This is a genomic window from Thioclava sp. SK-1 (genome assembly GCF_001705665.1).
Lineage (GTDB): Bacteria > Pseudomonadota > Alphaproteobacteria > Rhodobacterales > Rhodobacteraceae > Thioclava.
Genome location: NZ_MDHA01000075.1, coordinates 43,054 through 62,527 on the forward strand (window position 1 = coordinate 43,054; position 19,474 = coordinate 62,527).

Consider the following 19,474-nt stretch of genomic DNA (forward strand, 5'->3'; position numbering starts at 1 on the left):
AATAGGAGTAATTTCCAAGCTTGGTCAATCATACTCACTGACCTCGTCGACAAGGTTCAATAGATCGGGCGCTTCCCGTTTTGCAAAGGGAAGACCTTCCTCACTCGTATAACGCTCGGCTCTTGGCCCTGTGCCTTTGAGGCAGATAGGCACATTGCCGTAGAGCGGCTTGAGGTCATCTTCGTGAAGCACCGAGGAGGCAATCAGGAGATAGCGGGCGTTCTGATATGGTAGTTCGCCAAATTTTTCGATGCATCCGCGGATAAGTGCCGTCTCACCGATACACCGCAGCCAGATTAAGATTGCAGCAGCCTCACCGGACCTGATGTCCTCGTGGAGCTTGCGAGCGGCGAGATCAACCAACCTATCCGATCGGTGTCTCTTCGACCCGAGCAGCATCCAAATATTGTAGTTCTGCCAATCGTGGATGGCTCGGTCCTCCGCCAGCAGAAACTTCTCCAGCGCCGGAAGGCATTGGCCACCTCGGTCCAGAGTGGAAATAAGCCGGCAATATTGATCTGTAGATACAGCATGCTCCGACAGCGAACGGGAAAGCGTATCGAGCAGTGTAGCTGATAGTGCGTCGCCGACGTCGAAGAGGCCAGATTCTACAATCTGGGCCACGCGGTTCACCGCGAAGCGGAACTGTCGTGTTTGAGTGTCACCAGCTTCAATGCAGCTGGTCAGGATACCGAAGATGTATTCGACAGAACGAGTCACAATTCTGCGGCTCCGAGATTGCCACATCTGATTAATGGCGGTGGTTGCGCTGTCTTGCGAAGGGAAGTAGGCGACCAACTTCTCTGATGAAGCGTCAGGCGGCAATATCTCGGTCTTACTCGCGTTGATGTTAAGGCCGACTTTCCGAAGCTCCCTGATGATGTCCTGGAGCGCGCGGCGTGCTTGAGTCTCCGTGTCCGCCAAAACGCGGATGTCGTCCACGTATCTGTAGTAATCGTAACCCTTCTTGACCATTTTGAGGTCAACGGACGAGAGTAGGATGTTGGATAGAAAAGAAGATGCGTCCCGATTCTGAGGCAGCCCATGGTCACCGCTGAACGTCCATTCTCCGAGCAACCTGTCCAACGTACGGATAGCATTGCGAATTTGGAGCTTTTCAGGGCCCGTCGCCACTATGTCAGGTATAGACTTCTCCAATGCAGCGATGAGCTGCTCTCGCGAGATGTTCTCGAAAAAGTTGCTGAGATCGGTCACCAGAAGATGCTGGTTTGAACGAGCGAACGTAAGAGTTACCCCCTCAAATGTGAACCATCGATCGATCTTGTTCTTGAACAAGTATTTAGAGTTCTGCGGCGCAGAGTCATGACGGTAGCTTAGCACTCGGTGGCTGAGAAGACTGTCATAGTAAGGAATAAGGAATGTGCAGATCGCCTGGTAGACGAACCGATCAAAGAAGTCGGTTTCCAAACCGTAGCGTTCCCCATAACCCTTCTTAGGAATGTTGCGGACAACGCTACGGGTGCCGAGGTACACACCATTCCATTTTTGCAATAGAGAAAGGACGATACGTTTGGCCTCGTCCGGATTCCTAAATATATCGTCATATTGTAGGCAGTCGAAGTACCAGTCGTCCCTCATGTCCTGTCGCAGATGCTTGAGCACGAGATCAAACTGGATCGGAAAGCCAAGCGCTTGCCCCTTCTCCCAGAATTCAGCACCAAGTGCATATTCGGCGTCACCACCTTGTTGACTGTAATCTGGCACGTACGATGACTTTCTTTCGGAAATAAAATCACATCGCCTTTCGGAGACATGTTCTCACTCTACTGCGCCCACGCAGAAGAGCCAGCCGGATTTGCTTGGACCGCTTACCTCGATGCCAACCAAGCAATCGCCATTAACAATCTCGTTGGTTTCGCAGACCTGATGGTTTCAGATCCGGTAGCTGCGCAATGCTGCCGTTCATGCAATCAGCAGCGAAGGTCGGCTCCCCGCCGATCTCACCGGATGCCGGGGCCGAAGTCAGAAAGGGGCGATGGAATAATCATCAACTAAACCTGCGTGTTCTTTGCTTCCCACCAATTCGCCTTGCACCTTTGTACTGTCGCCCAGCTGAACTTCATGGTCGTCGCGATCTTGTTTGTTGTCCATCCATCATTAAACAGCTCATACATGCGGGCGCGATCATATTTTTGGTTTGAATTTCGTGGCTTGATGACGCGTCCGGTCGACTTGATCCACTTGGATATGGTCTGGGGCGTCGGCCCGTGCTCTTGGCTCAGGGCACGAAGAGACTTCCCGCATTCCCACGCCTTCGCAATGTCCTCCACAACGTCAAACCCAGCCGCTTTCAGAGCGTGAAGGGCATCGCGGCGTGTGATCGCCAACCTTTTGGCGAACTCATCAAGGGACCCGGCTTCCTGAAAAAGCGACACAAGTTCATCGGTCGGCTGCACAATGCTGTTGTCGGCCCCAAAGCTGTAGATAAATGCACGCTTTTGAGCCTGCTCTCGGAGTTCGAGACGTCGCTCCGTGGCGAGACGTTCAGCTTCTCGACACCGCGCACGTCTTTCTTCATCAGTCAACGATTTGCGATTATGAATCTGTTTCCGCTTCCGCGCAGGGATCCTAATCGGTCGTCGGGAGGCAAGCCTGTCGTAGGCTTCTTGGGCTAATCGAAGAGCTTCTTTTGCTTGCCGCAAGTTCTCTTCGGCTTGATGAAACATTCGGCTTTCTTCGTCTGTCGTCCCATGACGACTGGGCCGCGCATCAGTGTTCAAGCCCATATCTGGTTCCCTGCGTGTGATTCCTTGTTTGCGACATGGTCACAGTTTGCGTTGCTTTGGCCAAGACGAGATCTCATTTTGTATAATGATCGCCATGGCAAAAAAGAGATTCAAAGCCCCATAAAGTGGAAATCCTTGACCTGGCTCTGGCTGAGCGGAAGTTGGGCTAACAAGCAAAACAGTTTGATAGTCTGATGACCCTCAACCGCGATCGACATGAAAAGATAAAGTACCGTCTGAGACAGCGAGGCCTATCCTTGGTCCAGATCGCGCGGGATTTAGGGATTTCTGCTGGCAGCGTTACTGCCGTCAGCCAGGGACACAGGCGTTCGAGGCGTGTCGAACACGCTCTTGCCGAAGCGCTTGAGACGACGCCGAAAGAACTATTTCCGGACCGCAGCATCGGGAGGAAAAAACAATGAGCCCATAAAAGCAAAGGCCTCGAAGGAAGCTAGCGACTTCCAACAAGGCCTGAGATGCAAAAGTTTGAGCCCTTTGCATCTCCTTCATGACCCAAATTTCGAAATCCGTCAACCGCGCAGAGCGTTTCTGCGGGCGGGTTTCGTTCACCCCGACATAAAGGAGTGCCATCTGGCGCTGGTGGAACCGGTGGCCGTGGCAAAGACTATGACAAACCTTGAAAACGACGATCTATATCGTCCACCCTTGCCGACCGTAGCGGGGCTGATGTTCCCGGCGCGGTCAAAACTGACCGTGCGTGGTTTCACGCTCGCGATGACGCCGGCGGAACAGCGCTGGCGCCAGATCATCAGCGCAAGCCAAGGGGAACGGGAGACCTGCCTCTTGTCGCTGGCGATGCCGGATCTCTGGAACCTCATCGACCAACCCAAACCGGTGAGCTTCGTTGATGTGGATGGCAGGCAGAGAACCCACAGGTTCGACTATCTGGCAGAGTTCAAAAATGGCCTCCGGGTGGCCATTGCCGTCAAGCCCGCGGAGCGCGTCGAGCGTTTGAATTTCAAAGCCACGCTGCAAGCCATCAAGCGCGACTTGCCGTTGGGTTTTGCTGATCGGGTGGCGTTGGTCACGGAGCGTGAGCGGCACAAGATCGAGGTGCGCAACGCTGAGCTTCTGAACTTCTTCCGGCGTTGCCCTGATCCGGAGGCTGACAACGTCGTTGCGGAACTGATTGACGGGCTTTTCGGCGAGGTCTCGATCAGTGATCTGGTTCACAAATCTGGTTTGGGTGCCCGAGCGTTTCGAGCGGCATTCCGTGCGATCTACGCGGGCAGGCTCGATGCAAACACGCGAGAAACGATTTCCACCAACTCCATCGTCGCACCGAGAAAGGGCAAGGCATGAAACATGAAGCGATCCGTCTTGGCGTAACCCCGTGCGACGCCATTGTCGCCAATGGAGACATCCAAGTTATCACCAAGGCGACCGACCTATTCATTGAAATGAAACCCCTGCGTGGGGACGCAGGGCCAATCTCGTTGACCCATGCTGAGCTTTCAGAGCTCATCAACTCCGGTCAGTTTTCTGTTCAGTACGGATATTTCGAAAGTCGTCAGGTCGCCCGGCGGGCGATGGCTGGCCGTGCACTGATGTCGAGGATATCGACGAAGGCCCAGCTGGATGCATTCTGGAAGGAGTGTTGGTGTACCACATTTCTTGAACTGGAAGATGAAGGGAAATCTAATCGGTCGGCCAATCGCTGGGCGGAATTTTTGCCAGAGCTTGAGCACCGCGTTACCGAAAAGCTGAAACAGGGGCTGAAGGCTGCAACAGCCGGGGCCAGCTTCGACAGCATCGAACTGCGAAGAGCACCAGGTCGGACATCCGTGATGGCTTGGTTGAAGGAGTGGGAACCATCCAAAGATCCCATGGTTTTTGTGAAAAAATCTATTTTTAACGGCAGCAACGCAAGGCGTATTGATGCCGAACGTGAAGCCATCATTCAAGGGACGCTTGAAAGCTATCTACATCCAAATCAGCTTCTCCCAGGCCACATCCATGATGACGTGAATGCCGAGATCCGACGGCGCAATTCCGTCCGGATTGCGAGCGGCGACCTGCCTCTCGAAGAGGTATCCAAGAGCACCATTGAACGTCGGATCAAAGATATTGATAAGTTCGAGGTGCTGGCTGCTAGGAAGGGCCTAGCTGTCGCCAAGAACAAGTTGGGCGCTCACGGGGGCGGATTGAAGCTTGATGTGCCACTCCATCGCATCGAGATGGACGAATGGGAAATCGATCTCATCGCTCTCCTCAACAAGAGTGGATACGATATCAGCCAGGACAACGTTCGGGATCTCGAAACTGGTCGATACTGGGTATGCGTCGCGTTCGATACAGCCAGCCGAAGCATACTTGGACTAAAGCTTTCTCGCAGCCCGACTTCCGAAGACGCAAAAGCGGTCCTTTGGATGGCAATGCGCGACAAGGCTGAGCTGGCTCGACAACTGGGGTGTGAAACGGACTGGAAGCAATATGGTCATATTGGCCATGTCGTTGTCGACAACGGCCCCGCTTTCGTGAATACAGAATTCAAAGCCGCGCTTTCAGACCTGTGCATCGACTATTCGGTTCTTCCTGCTGGGGTCCCGAAACTGCGCGGCCGCATTGAGCGCGTGTTTCGTTCAATCATTACCCTATTGATACCACATCTCACGGGGCGCACATTTTCCAACCCGCTAGAACGTGGTGATTATCCGTCCCAGAAGTACGCCGTCCATACCGCCGAAAGCATCGTTGAACTCTTGGTGCGTTTCACTGTCGATGTGTACCACAACCGCAAGCATAGGGGGCTGGAGTACGCGACACCCAACATCGTTTGGGATCGGCTCATCAAGGAATTTGGGTGGTCGCCACCCATGAACAATCACACTCTGCGGCACATTTTGGGCATCGCCATCACACGGGACACCGGGCGTCATGGCGTTCTCGTGAATGGGGTTAACTACCATTCCGAGCGGCTGGCAAAGCACTTCCAGAAGTTTGGTAAGCAGCATGTTGATATTCGAATTGACCCTGAAGATATGGGGCAAATTTCCGTTTGGCTGGAGAGAGGGAAAGACAGCGGTTGGTCGACGTTGAAATCCCAAATCGACGGGCTGGAAGGCGTGTCTTTTGCCGCTTGGGAACGCACGGTGTTCGAGCTTCGGCAGAACAATCGTAATGCCGCCGCGTTGACGCAGGATGTGATTGATCGCGCCATCAAACGCATCAAGGAGATCGATGCCAACCAATGCGCTCTGCGGCAGCTTGGCTCGATTGGTGATACCCATGAGCAGATCAAAAGGGCTCAGAAAGAGACCTTCTGGGGCCTTTCTTTGGGTCGTGATCCGGAGTTGTTGCCTGTTCCGCAGGCAGAACATGGCAGTGATGCGCCGGGCCTGCTGTCCAATGAAATCAAAAATGATCTTGCACCGGCTGCCTCTGCTCGTCCTGTTCTGCGCGATGAGCGTGCTCCCACGACGGTGCTGTGGTCATTCAGCGATGACCGCAACGAAGTTCCTGCGGAGGATGAAAGCGATGACTGATTCCAACAAAAAAATTCGCAGGATTGTGCAGGATCTGCGCTCGGCATTTGTGCCGACGCCATCATATGCGAAACTTGAAGCCCATTTCCGAACGCTGCTTGAGCAGCGAAGGGCGGACGTGGCCGACGGCATCGTCAACAATGCGCGCGGGATCGTGCTGGTAGGGCAGTCTGGCAGTGGGAAAACCACTGCCATCCGTGAGCTGATCCGCCAGAATAAGTCCCTATTAAAGACCGACCCGACCAAGGACATTTGCGAGTTCATCAGCCTTCAGGTTCCAAGTCCGGCGACCATGAAGTTTGTTGGCGCGGCGACACTCCGCGCGCTGGGATATCCCTATTCCGGCGATAAGCAGGGACCCGCCATTTGGGACCAGGTCAAGGTTCAGCTCAAGTTGCGGCAGACTAGTTTCCTGCATCTCGATGAAGCCCAGGATTTGGCCCGCTATCAAACGGACAAAGAGCGACAATCGGTCGTGAATACACTCAAGTCCGTCATGGAGAACTCGTTCTGGCCAACTGGTCTCATTCTGTCTGGCATGCCAGACCTCAAAAAAATCGTGAACCAGGATCCGCAACTGGCACGCCGTCTGTATCCGATTGAAATCGGCAGGTTAAATGCCCTGCGGGATGTGACGCCGGTGCTGGATATCGTGCAGAAATATGCCGCGCGGGCGAATGTTGAGACCGAACCATGTGTATGCAGCGAAGGTTTCGCACAGCGGCTCATGCACGCGGCCGATTACGAGTTTGGCCTCATGGCGGAAATCACGGTTCAAGCTCTATCAAAGGCGCTGTTTAGCGACGGAACTGAGGCCCGGCTCGAGCTCCAACATTTCGCAGATGTGTTCTTTGACCGCAGTGCCGCAATCGATGTCATGAACCCTTTTGTCGCCGAAGACTTTGCCCGAATTGATCCGCGGCAGGTCTTTGAGTTTGATGGAGAGAACACATGACTTCGCCTCTTCTGCCCTCTCTCCCCCTCAAGGAGGGGGAGACGCTTACTGGATACGTTAGCCGATCAGCGAAGCTCTACGAGACCACGGTGCGCGATTTCTGCTCTGATCTCGGGATGCGCTGGCCGTATCTATGCAGCGGTCATGATGACCAAATTGAACGCCTTGCCTGGCTAATCGGCAAGCGACCTGAGAATCTGAGAGCATTCACCTCCGGCAAAGTTGAAATCGGGCGCTTCCGGTTTGGAAAAACGATGGCGACGTTTGGAGCGCTGCGCCGGACAGCAGCGAGGTTCTGTCCAAGGTGCGTGGCCGATGCGCTTGCAAGGACCGGGCTGCATGGCATCTGTCAGATGCAGGAATGGGCCGTGACCTCTCTATATTCCTGTCCACATCATCGTTGTCTTCTGATGACGTTACCGGCTAGTCAGCACGCTCATACTGCTTATGACTTTGTTACTCGGATAACAGATCACATGGATGAGGTCCTACAGGCGAGCAGATCACCCAGGACTGTTTCGCCAGCGCCATTCGAGAACTACATACGCGAGCGCATTTGGCAGGGTCCGAAGGACGATTGGTTGAAGGACTTCGACCTTACCCAGATACACCGCGTGTGCCTCAACTTGGGTGCCGCAATCGAAGGTTTGAAAGTGAAAGCCATGATGTCGCTGCATAGCGAGCGTGAGCGTTCATTGTGCCAACTGGGTTTCGAATACGTCGCGATCGGTCCGGACGGCTTCAAGGCGGCTCTCGAACGCATGCACCAACAAAGCTCCACAGAGCGGCCCTACTTCAGCTCGGATATGGGGCCATTTTACCAATGGCTCAGAGAGTTTTATGATGAACCGGCCCTGACACCCCTGGTTGACCTGACCTGCTCTCACATATTCGAAACATACCCGACGCCCACGGGCAGGGAGATTTTTGACCGGGTTGCTCCGGAACAAACTTTGCTGACCATGAATGAGGCGCGGAAGAGATCAGGTTTCGGCGTCACATTCCTGAAAAAGCTCCTGGGCCACATGAATGGCGTCGATGAGGCGGAATCCCTTCTGCGAACCGATGTCCATGTGGATGAACTGGCCAAGGCAAAGGCCTATTGGGACAAGCTGATCAATCTCAAGGATGCGACCTGGATGTTGGGTCTTTCCGGGCCTCAGATAAAGTCGCTGCAGGCCCTTGGTGCGATCGACATGATCAAAATCACATCTTCGCTTCGGTATGTATTACGTAGCCAAGTGACGGAGCTGCTTGAGAAGTTGGATGCTTTACCGCCTTCGCTACCGGACCGGTCAGTTGTCCCACTTCGGGAATTTTGCCATTTGAAGCAGGTCTCTATTGTACAAATCATTGACCTGTGGGTGCGGGGTAAGCTTGAGGGTCGGCTCTGTCGAGGCGAAGGTATAGGTCTGCAATCCATTGAAGTTGATTGGGATTTTCTCTCTCAGAGGACCTTGATCGACCTGATCGGTGACCTCACCGCAGAAGAAACGGCCAGATATCTCAAGGTCAACGTCGCTGGGATCAGGCGCTTGAGAGACGCCGGATATCTGGAAGAAATATCCCGCAGGAACCCGGATACCAACCACAGCAAGCGATACATCACCAAGCAAAGCATCGCAGCGTTCGAGCAGCAATATGTCACCCTCGGGCGGATGGCGAATGGTCAAGGTATTAGGCCCATCCACCTTGCCCAAAGGCTCGACCGTGACGGCGTTGCGCCCATAAATTGCAGTGCTGGACCGGTAAGGGTTTATGCAATCGACGTTCTGGACGGTGGATGTAATCATGGTTGAAAAACTCAGAGTTGAGTTCCCAGATGTTGAATTCAACGCGCTGTGCGACCTAGCAAACAAGAATGGCATCACGCCGGAGGAGCAGGCCGCGCTGCTCATCGAAGCGTATTCCGATACCTCGAGCCAAGACCGAAAAATGGAAGTGTCCGTCGAATTCTTACGTGAAAACGCGGATGCGATATTGGATAACGTCGCTCAGGGTCCTGTCCACTTTCGAGCTGGGGGGCGGCCGGGCCTTTGTGATCATCCTGAAAGACACCTATGACCGTTTTTCCGATCCTGATTGAGTCGGATTACAAAGGGTTTCCAGTAATTTATCCCGCGAGAGACGGCACCGCGTGGGCGAGTATACCGGCGCCATTGTCGATAGCAGGCGGATACTGTTGAAAAAGTCGGTTTGTTTTGTGGGATTTTCACGCTGCTGGAGACATAGCAGCCGTTTGGTCCCGGCTTTCGCCAGTTGGTTTGCCGAAGACCGGCCATTTTGACCTTTCAGGTCATGCGCTGACCTCCTTTTGGACGCACTGCGGGCGGAGCTTGGCGAGTTTTCGGAGGTTCTGGGCGATGGCGGCGAGAAGGAATTCGTCCTTTGCGCCGTTCGGTCCTCGAAGCCTGAGCCGCGTGAGGTTCAGGATGCGCTTCAGGTGAGCGAATAGCATCTCGACCTTTTTCCTTTTGTCCCGTGAGATCTTGTAGGCTTTGGTCTTGCGGCATGCACGGGCGAACTCGCGTGCTTCCTCGTGCGGCTCACGGGTTACGTATCGCGCTTCGGCTTTCGGACAGCAGATGTCCTTGGATGGGCAGGTCTGACAGGTGGCCTTCAGAGCGCGGTATTTCTTTCTTCCACCGGTAGCCTTACCTCGGTTTGGATCGGAATAGTTGCGTCTGAATTGTTTCAGCGCCTGGCCCTCGGGACAGATGTACTGGTCATTCTTTTCGTCCCATTCGAAGTCGGATCTGGAGAAGGTGCCATCGGTGCGCTCCGACTTATCGATGACAGGGATGAACGGAATGATGCTGCGCCTTTCGACCAGCCAGCCGAGGTTCTCGGCATTGCCGTAAGCTGTGTCAGCAGCCAACCACTCCGGCCGAATGCCGAACCGTTTCTCGGTCCGATCAAGCATCGTGCGCGATGCACCCACCTCGGCTTGCCGAATGGCGCGCGTGGCTTCGACATCCATGATCACCGAGCTTTTGGTGTCGATCAGGTAGTTGGTGGCATAGGCGAAATAGGGGCGACTTTCATCCGCGCGGGTCCATTGCGCCGCAGGATCGGACTTGGCGACGAACTTCGGCTGGACAGGGGAGGCCGCTCCGAAGGCCGCGTTATCGAGGGTTTCGAGGTATTCTTGCGCTGCCCTGTTGCCTGCCTTGCGCGCAACATCTGCGTTCCAATCGCTTGCGGCAATCGACCGGGTCTTATTCGCGTCCGCCGGGATCAGGCTGGCATCGACGGCAAAGCCCTCGCCCGACACCAGGTCCTCTTTCAGGCAGCGCTCAACGGTCGCTTCGAACACCTTCCGAAGCAGATCGCTGTCGCGGAATTTGCCGTGGCGATGGCGGGAAAAGGTCGAGTGATCCGGGACCTTGCCTTCGAGGCCGAGACGACAGAACCAGCGGTAGGCCAGGTTCAGATGGACCTCATCGCAAAGTCGGCGCTCGGAACGGATCCCCATGACATAGCCAATGACTAACATTCGGATGATCAGCTCCGGGTCGATCGAGGGACGCCCAAGGGAGCTGTAGAACGGGCGCAGAGCCTCTCGCATTCCATCCATGTCGAGGAAGCGGTCGATCTCGCGGAGCATGTGGCCCGCAGGCACGTGCCGCTCCAGATCGAAATCATAAAACAACTGCGCCGGTGCGTCCTGGGTGCCCATCATGGCAAAATCCTCCAATTCCCTCATAATTGAGTGAATCAAAACGACTTGCTGCGCCGCAACAAAGTCTTTTTCAACAGCATCGGCGGATTTTGATGGTTCGGTTGAGAAAAGCAAAGCGGAAAGCGCGGTGGGCTCAACTATCGCAGAGGTTCCCGCCTGTAAGGAACGCACGTGTGAACAGGCTGAGGTCGATGGGGCGCACTTCCAACACGCCAGCCTTCGTGAGTTTTGGCACGTTCGGCATTTCTTGATAACATGGGCAGGTGTTGGCGCAGGAGGCACAGTCGTGACGACCCCAGATGAGCAGAGCAAAGGACTCGACGATCAGGGCGAAAGTGAGCGTGGCACACTTTCGGAACGTGTTGCGATGCTGCAAAACAGGGTGAAGGCACTCGGCCTCACTGAAACGTTGTCTGGGGCTGACCTAAAGGCCTTCATGGATGATCAGTGGGGAGAGGACGACCATTGCGATCATAGCTAACTGATGAAATGCCGTCGTTCACGCCCGGATGATTGTTGGGCTAACTACAGCCTGCTTGGAGCCAAGCGGAAGATCGGTTGCTCGATTCATTTCGACCTAAGTCGGCTGTCCCGGTTGGTTTCACCCCACCTACTCAACCGATCTCTTGGGCAATACTTGGGTTGTTCTGAGGGGGCATCAAACTGTTATAGGTTAATTATTCGAGCTTCTAATAGTATTGTGTTTGGGTGGGTGTGGGGTATTGTTTTTTCATGAAAAAGGATGCGAGACAGAGCAGCCTTCCTGGGATGGAAGCTCAGACGAAGCCGGTTCGGTTCGAATTGGTCGATCCACTTTTTTATCGATACGAGAAAACAAAATCTGGGCTACTTACGCAGCTCGCCCTTGGGCCGTCGGATTTAGTCTTTGCTGCGGTTGACAAGGGTGACAATACGTATGATCTGGAGAGCCCTTCCGGCGTAAAGTTCTCGGCATCAGCTCGTAAGCTCAAGGGCAAGAACAAAGGGAAGTTTCAGATAATTGGTGACGTGCGGCGAACGGACATTTCGCCAACTGCCGTATATGACAGCTTTAAAATCAATGGTGAAAACAAGGACGGAGAGCGCCTGAGGCCAGCGCAAGTTGGTGCGCTATATGCGCTCCTGTCGCACTGGTCGCTTTCGCAAGAGGTCGCGACGGTTGTATTGCCCACTGGAACTGGCAAGACCGAAACAATGCTCGCCGCATCCATCGCGGACCAAGCGAAGAGAACACTCGTAGTGGTCCCCAGCATTGAGCTCAAAGATCAGATCAGTGAAAAGTTTGCAAACTGGGGCATACTCCGAAAATTGGGTGTGATCGCTGATCACGCGCTCAATCCGTCTGTGTTTGTGATGCAGAAAACTTTGGGCAGCAACGAAGACCTTAATTTAGGGTCAGGATGCATTGTTTTTCAACGCGCTGCGTGATTCACGGCTCGGAAAACGGAGCGGTGACATGAGCGACCTTTACTGGCTGACCGACGAACAGATGGCCAAACTCTCCCCTTTCTTCCCGAAGCCACACGGTAAGCCACGGGTCGATGACAGAAGGGTGCTGAGTGGGATTATCTTCATCAATCGCAATGGGTTGCGATGGCGCGACGCGCCGCGGGAATATGGTCCACACAAGACGTTGTACAGCCGATGGAAGCGTTGGAGCGAGAAAGGCATCTTCGCGCAGATGATGGTCGGCTTGGCAGCCGAGCATGGCGAAGAGAAGACCGTGATGATTGACGCGACATATCTCAAAGCCCACAGAACGGCGACCAGCATGGTCGTCAAAAAAGGGGGCGTGGCCGCCTGATCGGTCGCACGAAGGGTGGCATGAACACCAAGCTGCACGCCATCTGCGATAGTAAAGGCCGCCCGATCAACTTCTTTGTCTCCGCAGGACAGGTCAGCGACTACATCGGCGCGCGGGCGCTGCTCAGTAGCCTGCCAAAGGTCGACTGGCTGCTCGGGGATCGTGGCTACGACGCCGATTGGTTCAGGGATGCGTTGAAAGACAAAGGGATACGCGCCTGCATCCCCGGCAGAAAGCAACGCAAGACCCCGGTCAAATACGACAAGCGCCGATACAAGCGACGCAACCGCATCGAGATCATGTTCGGTAGGCTCAAGGACTGGCGGCGTGTGGCGACACGCTATGATCGCTGTCCAAAGGTCTTCCTTTCAGCCATCGCTCTAGCCGCGACCGTCATCTATTGGTTATGAATCCTGATCCTAGGTAGCGCATTTAGTATGCGATTTTGGCGCCGCCTGACTTTTTCAACAACATTCGCCCTTTTCGACCGATGCTGCCGCGCAGCATATCGCAGGTGCAGAAAGGGAGTGCTGGTAATCGCGCCCCTAGCGGTTGCTCGACTCTGACGGATACTGCGCTCCCAACACCGGTCATTCGACGGGTGCGCAGCCATTCGGGCGTCGGAGTCTTTGCGTAGCCGGCATAGAGACTTTTCGACGGTCAGTCCGTATCAGAGCCCAGATCGCAGTTACACCGCCGCCCTCGCAGTTGATCTCATATTCAGGTGCCGCAGAGGCTCGCTTTTCGGTTGCTACCTCACCTTGCAGGGTCTAACAAATCAGGTGTTTAAACCGGGCTGATCCCGAGAAAGTTCTTGAGAGGGCCGATTAGGCCATGACACCATTGTCAGCAATGCTGCGTTTATGCAGTCGAAGACCGTACTTTCTGTGCGGCGACGTCAATCCGCCTGATGACGGAACAATCCTCTTAGCCTTCTACAGATCGACAAAAAGATGAACGAGCCATCTCAAGAGACATGGCTGGCGATTGCTGAAGCCACTTCAGCCGATGGGCGCCGTTTCGAAGCCTGCGTCGCCGGCACCGCGGCGACTTCCATTACCTTCATGGATACGTTGCGGACTGCGTTTCTCGGACGGGGCTGGCCGCAGGTGACCTTCCATGACGTGATGCGGGCGGATGAGGCACTGGGCGACTATCATCTTGATGGGGAGGTCGCGGCACTGCTGCTGACGATCAAGGGGGGCGAGACCCTCGCCTTCGGGCGACTGCGCGCGGCAGGCGAGGCCACGCATCGCGTCTGCCATCCCCATTGGCTGGATCTGCGGTTCTGGGATGGCGTCGCCCCGCTTGACGCACAGATAGGAGCCGTTTCGCGGCGAACCGTTCCCGAGGCGCTTCAGGCGGCCTTCTTTGGTGATCCGGCTGGTGACGCGAATCCGGTCCTCCCGCCATTGCGGCTGTTTGCCGTGCTCGATGCGGCAGCCTTGCCGCTCCTTGAAGAGCGGCTCGAGACGTCGGGCCTTAGATATCGCGCACTGTTCAAGGGCGCCGCGCAAGAAGAGCTGTCGGCGGCCGCGCCTTGGCTGGTCGAATTGCAAGATGGCAACAGCTTTACCCGCAAGCTCTTTACCTCCACCGGTCGATCTAGCGGCCTCTTTGATGCGGGGCCCGGCTTCTTCGTGCGCAGTCGGGTCGATCTGGATGTGCTTTGGGCGCATCTGCGTAAATTCACGCGATTACGCGAACCAGACGGGAAATGGCTGTTCTTTCGGTTCTGGACGGAACCGGTGATGAGCTGGTTCCTAGCCTGCGGAAATCGCGCAGAGCTGCGTCCGCTTTTGTCGGCGCTGCTTCCCGAAGGTCCCGAAGCGCCCGTTGAAGCGATCCTTCGCTATAATCAAACCCTGTGCCTTGAGGCCCGGCGGCGTCCTGATGGCCCCGCGGTCCGCCCTAATATGGTCATGACCCCCGAGATCCGCGAGACGGTGCGGCTGTTGCGTCTTGCCGAGGAATTCGAGGAGCTGATCGGAATCGCCATCGAACACAGTATCCCTAGCGGAGCGGCGGGGCGCGACCCTATGCATATGAGGGCGCATTTGCGGGCACGGCGTGAGCCTTGGTACGCGCTGGGATTCTGGCGGCGCGACCACTTTGTGAAGCTTTGCGTCTGGGAGTTGCTTCTGGGCCCGAATTTTTTGGAAAATTACGCGGCAGGAGCGATCCGGGCCATCGTGGCGCGGGGCGGCGCGCCGCATGAGACGATTGATGCGATCGAGCGATATCTCGACCGCGAATATGCGCTTGAGCTTGGGTATACCGAAGAAGAATTGGACGCGTTGAAATGAAGATTATTGGTTGGATCGCGCTTGTACTCGTGCTTCTGGGGGGGGGCTTCACGCTCGCGCGTATGACGATCTGGCAGCGGCCTTCGGGATTGGGCTCGAGCATCGGCAACAATTACATGACCCCTTCGGTCATCCGCGCCACCCTAAATGGGATGTACCTTCTAGACCGCACAACCGGTGGGCAATCGGCCACCGGCGGGTTCCCCTATGCCGATGCGTTCAGCGACAAGATGAATTTCGAGCTGACCTGGTATGATATCCTCGCGAAAAAGGCCTACGGCATCTCCTTCACCATACGCGCGAAAGAGTTGTCGACCTTCGGGGATGTGCGCGATCATGCGAGGGTGTCCGTCGAGCTGGGACCAGGCGCCGATGTCACGGTGCAAACCCCTGACCCCGAAGAAATGCGGCTGATCGGACTGAAACTCAGTAAAGAACTGGCAGCCCTGCCGCAGCAACCACCGGTCGTGCTGCGAGAATTATGCGCAACCGAGGTGCCGCTTGACGATCCGGTCGTGAAAATCCTTGCGGGAACAGTCGAAGACTGGTCGTTCAATCGGGCAATGGAGAATAGAAAAGCACTGATTGAGCAGCGTGGCATCGTAACCTCGCGCTGCACAAAGGAGTAACAGATGGCCGAGACCGACCCAACACCACCGTCACAGCATCCGGTAAATGTCGTCGCCGGGGGCGCGGCGGCCCAATCGGGCAACGGGGCCAGTGATACGACAACCGCCCGTTGCACCCTAATCCGGATCGGCGTGTTTTTCGACGGCACCAACAACAGCCGTGATCATGTCGGCAAGGGCAAGGACATGGATTCCTGGCACACCAATGTCGATCATCTAGAAGGGATCTATGAGGGGGAAGATAGGCCAGGGGCAGCGAAGCCTCAACCGGTCGAAGTCAATGGAGAAATACGCGAGGCCAAATACCTCAAACGCTATATGCGCGGCATCGGGGTCGAGGAAGACGGTGGCACGACCATGCGGGGGCTCGCTTGGGGCACCGGCGCGGAAGGGGTCGAAAACCGGGTCCGGCAAGCGCTGAGCGATTTGGCGCAAGATGTGCGCGATGCCCTTTGGGATGGTGCGCCCTGCGATATCTGGTTCGATACCTTCGGGTTTTCGCGTGGTGCGACGGCGGCGCGCGATTTTGCGAACGGGATCAAGGACGACGAGTTTCCTTATAAAGAGTCTAAGCTGAGGGTGAAATTCCTTGGGCTATTTGATACGGTTTCATCTGTGGGAAATGCCGGGAATACAGGTGGTTACGAAGGCGTTTCGCTCAAAACCTCGGGCAATATAGCCGAGAAGATCGTGCATCTGACTGCCAAGGACGAGTTGCGAGAGTATTTTCCGCTGACGCTCGCGACCTCGGGTCCAACGATCGAAATGGTAGGCGCGCATTCCGATGTCGGCGGCGGTTATTTGCCGGGCCGCGAAACGCGGACGTTTCGGTCTACGCGCATGAATGATTCGGCTTTGAAAGCCTGGTATGAGGCACGCTGGGGTGCCGCCCCCGAGACCGATGACAGCTACCGCCGGACAGGCGCGGGCCGCAATAAGGCCGACCTATTTACGGTAACCGCTGAGCACGGCTTGCAGTTCGTTGCGCTGAGACTGATGCATCAGCATGCATTAGCTAATCACCTGCCCTTTCCGGAACAGGTGCCAGACAACATCCGGGGCGCGGATGTCGGGCTGTCGGATTTACTCTCGGATTATTATAACCAGCTGGTCAATGAAGAGGTCTCCGCCGAAACAGAAACCGCCGTTCGCCAGCGTTATGCACATTTGTCGCTGTCCAATGAATTAGCGGGCAACGTAGCACCCTCCGCTTTGCCGGACCCAAAAGGTGAGCGAACGAAGGCCATACTTTAAGCATTTTATCCCACTTGAGATGCGGAGGAGGGTAGGTGCCGCCCGACGGCTAACTGCCAAATGACTATAGGCACTCGTCCTCCATTTGGCGCAGCAAATACATGATCTGGGCTTTTTTGAAACGCGCCTTCTTAATTAGTATTCCCCGACGCCGGGTGGTTTTACATTCCCATGTAGTCGGGTTGTAAGCTCAGCTGCGCTTGGGCTTCTGGAAAATTGTGCTGATGGACAAAAGTTAGTGTCTCGCGGCGGGGCGTGTGAATGACCGCGATCACAAACTCGACGTAGCCACCTGCAAGTTGCACGCGACGACAAGACCACAAATAGTTTCCCCGAGTTCGTCGGTATCGTCCCCATCAGGCAAAGGCTGCACCATTCGTGAACATGACCTAATGTCGCTGAAACTTAGGCACCATATCGTCTGTTTCTAACTGTAGTGCGGCCTGCCACAACGGTGTCTTGGTCACGACATAATCAAGCTTGCCATCGTGATCGCGTATCGATGTAATTGAAACCAGCCCTGCCCATTCCAACGGGCGCAAGACACAGCTGCCAAAGGCATAGGGCTTGCGCCAGGCAAAGGGCTCATCGGGCAGTTCTCCATAAAACAGTCGATAGAGATCGCTTTCAGTTTTGCCGCCTTCGAGTTCTACGTTCATCACGTTGAGCCACGTATCCCAATTTCCAAAGACCGCTTCGCCCGTTCGGGAAAATGCACTGTGATCGACCTCAAAGAGATACAGCGGGATCAACTCCGCAAACAGACTAGCGGGGCTGGATGCAAGTCGCACCCCTTCTTTCGTTGCGCGAAAAGTCCCCTTGAAATGGCGGCCCAGCTTGCAATGGATCAGAAGAAAATGGATGAGCTCCAAAGGCGGAAAATCTGCCTCATTGACCACCTTTGATACCGCGAGAATGTCTTCGGCGGCACGTCCGGGCCAATCAAAATGTGTAAGCGCCCAATGCACATAGTCACGCTTGAACGCTTTGGTCGCGGTAAGCCCGATCGGCGTTTCAGCGGCACGGCTTAGCGTCAGAACCGCCCCACGCAACAAAGGCGAAAACGCAAGCGTCGGCTCGTCATCATCCATTCGCCGCAGGCTCATCATAGTCTCTTCTCTCTATCAGAGTGCCGTATCGTCCGAACGAAGTGTTCCAGGATATCAAAAATATTCAAGCGATATTATGGTGTTGCAAGTTGCGCTTCTCTCCAGCGGCTCTGGGTCAGAAATGCTTGACGTTTGGGCCAGAATTGAATGATGCGCCCCGTTGATAAGACTCATGAAATTTCGAGGATTGGGCCAGAAAGCTGTGACGTTCGACACCAAATGTAGAACGTCAGACGAAATTGACTTTTACGTCATAAACTGACCCAATCACCGCGAACCGGATGATTGTGGATGAACCGCGAGTATCCGGTTCGTTCCCCTCCTTTTCAATGTGATGCTTAGCTAGATCTTTAAGACGACGTTTCACAGAAAGCGCCTATGCTATGCTGGGATGGCGGCAGGACCGGTTGAGTAACAAGCGGCCCAAACCGGGCATTTGCTGGACACTCATCGAACGGCAGCGCTATCGCAGGTGCTTGGTCCGCAAGGCTTCGCGGAGTTCATTCGGACGTCACGTCCGCACTAAGTGGCCCAACGTGTTCCGCATACCATTTCATCGCGGAAGAACACGCCCCATTTACCGCTCCAATTGACCCTTCAAGGTTGGAGGGAAAGTATCTCCGCGAAGTATAATAGACATCAACCTGACAATGCAGATTGTTACCCAAAGCCGCTGCTCCGTAGAGAAAGTTCAAGGTGAATGGTTCATTAAGATCGCCGGACGTTGTCCACTGTGTGTGGCGAGGCACAAAGCTTGAATACTCAAGTTCAAGAAATTGGCTCTCTCCTGGCTCCAGCTGGATAGGTGGCTGAATTGGACCTGCACCGTTTCTGTTCCGGTGTGTTGCTCATCTTAGGCGGCGAGTTTTTCGAAGGCCACGGGTGATTTTCCGTCCAAGGCTGAATGGCGCCTGCGCGGGTTGTAGAAGCCGTTGATGTATTCGAACACCGCGACCTCGACATCCCGGCGTGTTTGCCATGTGTTTCGCCAGATCAGCTCGGCCTTGAGGGATTTGAAGAAGCTTTCGACAGCCGAATTATCAAAGCAATTTCCTTTGCCGCTCATCGAAGGCAAGAGTTTGTGACGACGAAGACGCTTCTGGTACTCGTGGGCACAATATTGCGCACCACGATCGGTGTGATGAATGCAGCCAGGCGGTGGTCGGCGTAGCGCGATTGCCATGTCCAAGGCACGTAGCGCCAAGTCCTGCTTCATGCGGTTACTGATCGCCCAACCGATCACACGCCGCGAATATAGATCAATAATAACAGACAAATAGGACCAACCCTCGCGGGTCCAGATATAAGTGATGTCCCCGGCCCATTTCTGGTTTGGCGCCGTCGCCGTGAAGTCCTGGTTCAGACGGTTCGGGGCGATGTTGAAGCTGTGGTCGCTGTCGGTCGTGCGCTTGAATTTACGGCTGCGCAGAACCTGAATGCCGTTGTCACGCATGATCCGGGCGACGCGGCGCGGGCCAACTT

The 19,474-nt window shown here is 55.1% G+C and carries 17 protein-coding genes; 12 read left to right on the plus strand and 5 right to left on the minus strand.

Annotated elements, in window-relative coordinates; genetic code table 11:
• Positions 1-24: 24 nt before the first annotated feature.
• Both BFP70_RS18000 and BFP70_RS18005 read right to left on the minus strand, forming a co-directional pair.
• The gene (locus BFP70_RS18000) at positions 25-1,725 is read right to left on the minus strand and encodes an RNA-directed DNA polymerase (protein ID WP_066013127.1); all 1,701 of its coding nucleotides are present in this window, start codon (positions 1,723-1,725) and stop codon (positions 25-27) included.
• A gap of 287 nt (positions 1,726-2,012) precedes the next feature.
• Entirely contained in the window at positions 2,013-2,747 is a 735-nt protein-coding gene (locus BFP70_RS18005) for a hypothetical protein (RefSeq protein ID WP_066013129.1), read from the minus strand.
• A 194-nt stretch (positions 2,748-2,941) separates the two neighbouring features.
• Between BFP70_RS18005 and BFP70_RS20505 the strand changes: the two genes are divergently transcribed.
• Genes BFP70_RS20505 through BFP70_RS18030 form a run of 6 tightly spaced genes read left to right on the plus strand, consistent with a single transcriptional unit; the run spans position 2,942 to position 9,272 of the window.
• On the plus strand, positions 2,942-3,169 hold the full coding sequence (locus BFP70_RS20505; protein WP_083217606.1) for a helix-turn-helix domain-containing protein: 228 nt from the start codon (positions 2,942-2,944) through the stop codon (positions 3,167-3,169).
• A complete protein-coding gene (locus BFP70_RS18010) occupies positions 3,084-4,070 on the plus strand; it encodes a hypothetical protein (RefSeq protein WP_066013131.1) in 987 nt (328 codons plus the stop codon). The genes BFP70_RS20505 and BFP70_RS18010 overlap by 86 nt, the downstream gene beginning before the upstream one ends.
• On the plus strand, positions 4,067-6,253 hold the full coding sequence (locus tag BFP70_RS18015; protein ID WP_066013133.1) for a DDE-type integrase/transposase/recombinase: 2,187 nt from the start codon (positions 4,067-4,069) through the stop codon (positions 6,251-6,253). The genes BFP70_RS18010 and BFP70_RS18015 overlap by 4 nt, the downstream gene beginning before the upstream one ends.
• Positions 6,246-7,208 (plus strand): TniB family NTP-binding protein, encoded by a 963-nt coding sequence (locus BFP70_RS18020; protein WP_066013135.1) that lies wholly within the window; start codon positions 6,246-6,248, stop codon positions 7,206-7,208. Before BFP70_RS18015 ends, BFP70_RS18020 begins: the two co-directional genes overlap by 8 nt.
• Entirely contained in the window at positions 7,205-9,007 is a 1,803-nt protein-coding gene (locus tag BFP70_RS18025) for a TniQ family protein (RefSeq protein WP_066013137.1), read from the plus strand. The genes BFP70_RS18020 and BFP70_RS18025 overlap by 4 nt, the downstream gene beginning before the upstream one ends.
• Positions 9,000-9,272 (plus strand): hypothetical protein, encoded by a 273-nt coding sequence (locus BFP70_RS18030; RefSeq protein ID WP_066013138.1) that lies wholly within the window; start codon positions 9,000-9,002, stop codon positions 9,270-9,272. Before BFP70_RS18025 ends, BFP70_RS18030 begins: the two co-directional genes overlap by 8 nt.
• A gap of 232 nt (positions 9,273-9,504) precedes the next feature.
• On the opposite strand, the gene BFP70_RS18035 is transcribed toward BFP70_RS18030, so the two are convergent.
• On the minus strand, positions 9,505-10,890 hold the full coding sequence (locus tag BFP70_RS18035; protein WP_066013139.1) for an IS1182 family transposase: 1,386 nt from the start codon (positions 10,888-10,890) through the stop codon (positions 9,505-9,507).
• Between the two features lie 286 nt (positions 10,891-11,176).
• Between BFP70_RS18035 and BFP70_RS20845 the strand changes: the two genes are divergently transcribed.
• The 6 genes from BFP70_RS20845 (at position 11,177) to BFP70_RS18070 (ending at position 16,883) form a co-directional block, all read left to right on the plus strand.
• Positions 11,177-11,371, plus strand: a complete 195-nt coding sequence (locus tag BFP70_RS20845) for a hypothetical protein (RefSeq protein WP_141693264.1) — start codon at positions 11,177-11,179, stop codon at positions 11,369-11,371.
• Positions 11,372-11,658: 287 nt separating this feature from the next.
• A complete protein-coding gene (locus BFP70_RS18045; RefSeq protein ID WP_066013143.1) occupies positions 11,659-12,318 on the plus strand; it encodes a DEAD/DEAH box helicase family protein in 660 nt (219 codons plus the stop codon).
• A 28-nt stretch (positions 12,319-12,346) separates the two neighbouring features.
• Positions 12,347-13,104, plus strand: a protein-coding gene (locus tag BFP70_RS20510) for an IS5 family transposase (RefSeq protein ID WP_141693265.1) whose coding sequence is annotated in 2 segments (ribosomal slippage) — positions 12,347-12,683 and positions 12,683-13,104 — 759 coding nt in all. Because the reading frame shifts where the segments join, the coding sequence is not laid out codon by codon here.
• 543 nt (positions 13,105-13,647) lie between these two features.
• Positions 13,648-15,000, plus strand: a complete 1,353-nt coding sequence (locus tag BFP70_RS18060) for a DUF4123 domain-containing protein (RefSeq protein WP_066013152.1) — start codon at positions 13,648-13,650, stop codon at positions 14,998-15,000.
• Positions 14,997-15,629: a hypothetical protein gene (locus BFP70_RS18065; protein WP_066013153.1), complete on the plus strand. Its 633-nt coding sequence runs from the start codon at positions 14,997-14,999 to the stop codon at positions 15,627-15,629. Before BFP70_RS18060 ends, BFP70_RS18065 begins: the two co-directional genes overlap by 4 nt.
• 3 nt (positions 15,630-15,632) lie before the next feature.
• A complete protein-coding gene (locus tag BFP70_RS18070; protein WP_066013155.1) occupies positions 15,633-16,883 on the plus strand; it encodes a DUF2235 domain-containing protein in 1,251 nt (416 codons plus the stop codon).
• Positions 16,884-17,272: 389 nt separating this feature from the next.
• On the opposite strand, the gene BFP70_RS18075 is transcribed toward BFP70_RS18070, so the two are convergent.
• Together BFP70_RS18075 and BFP70_RS18080 are read right to left on the minus strand one after the other, a co-directional pair.
• A complete protein-coding gene (locus BFP70_RS18075) occupies positions 17,273-17,989 on the minus strand; it encodes a hypothetical protein (protein WP_369820221.1) in 717 nt (238 codons plus the stop codon).
• An 856-nt stretch (positions 17,990-18,845) separates the two neighbouring features.
• Positions 18,846-19,474: IS3 family transposase (locus BFP70_RS18080; protein ID WP_066013167.1), on the minus strand; the 629-nt coding region annotated here is incomplete at its 5' end.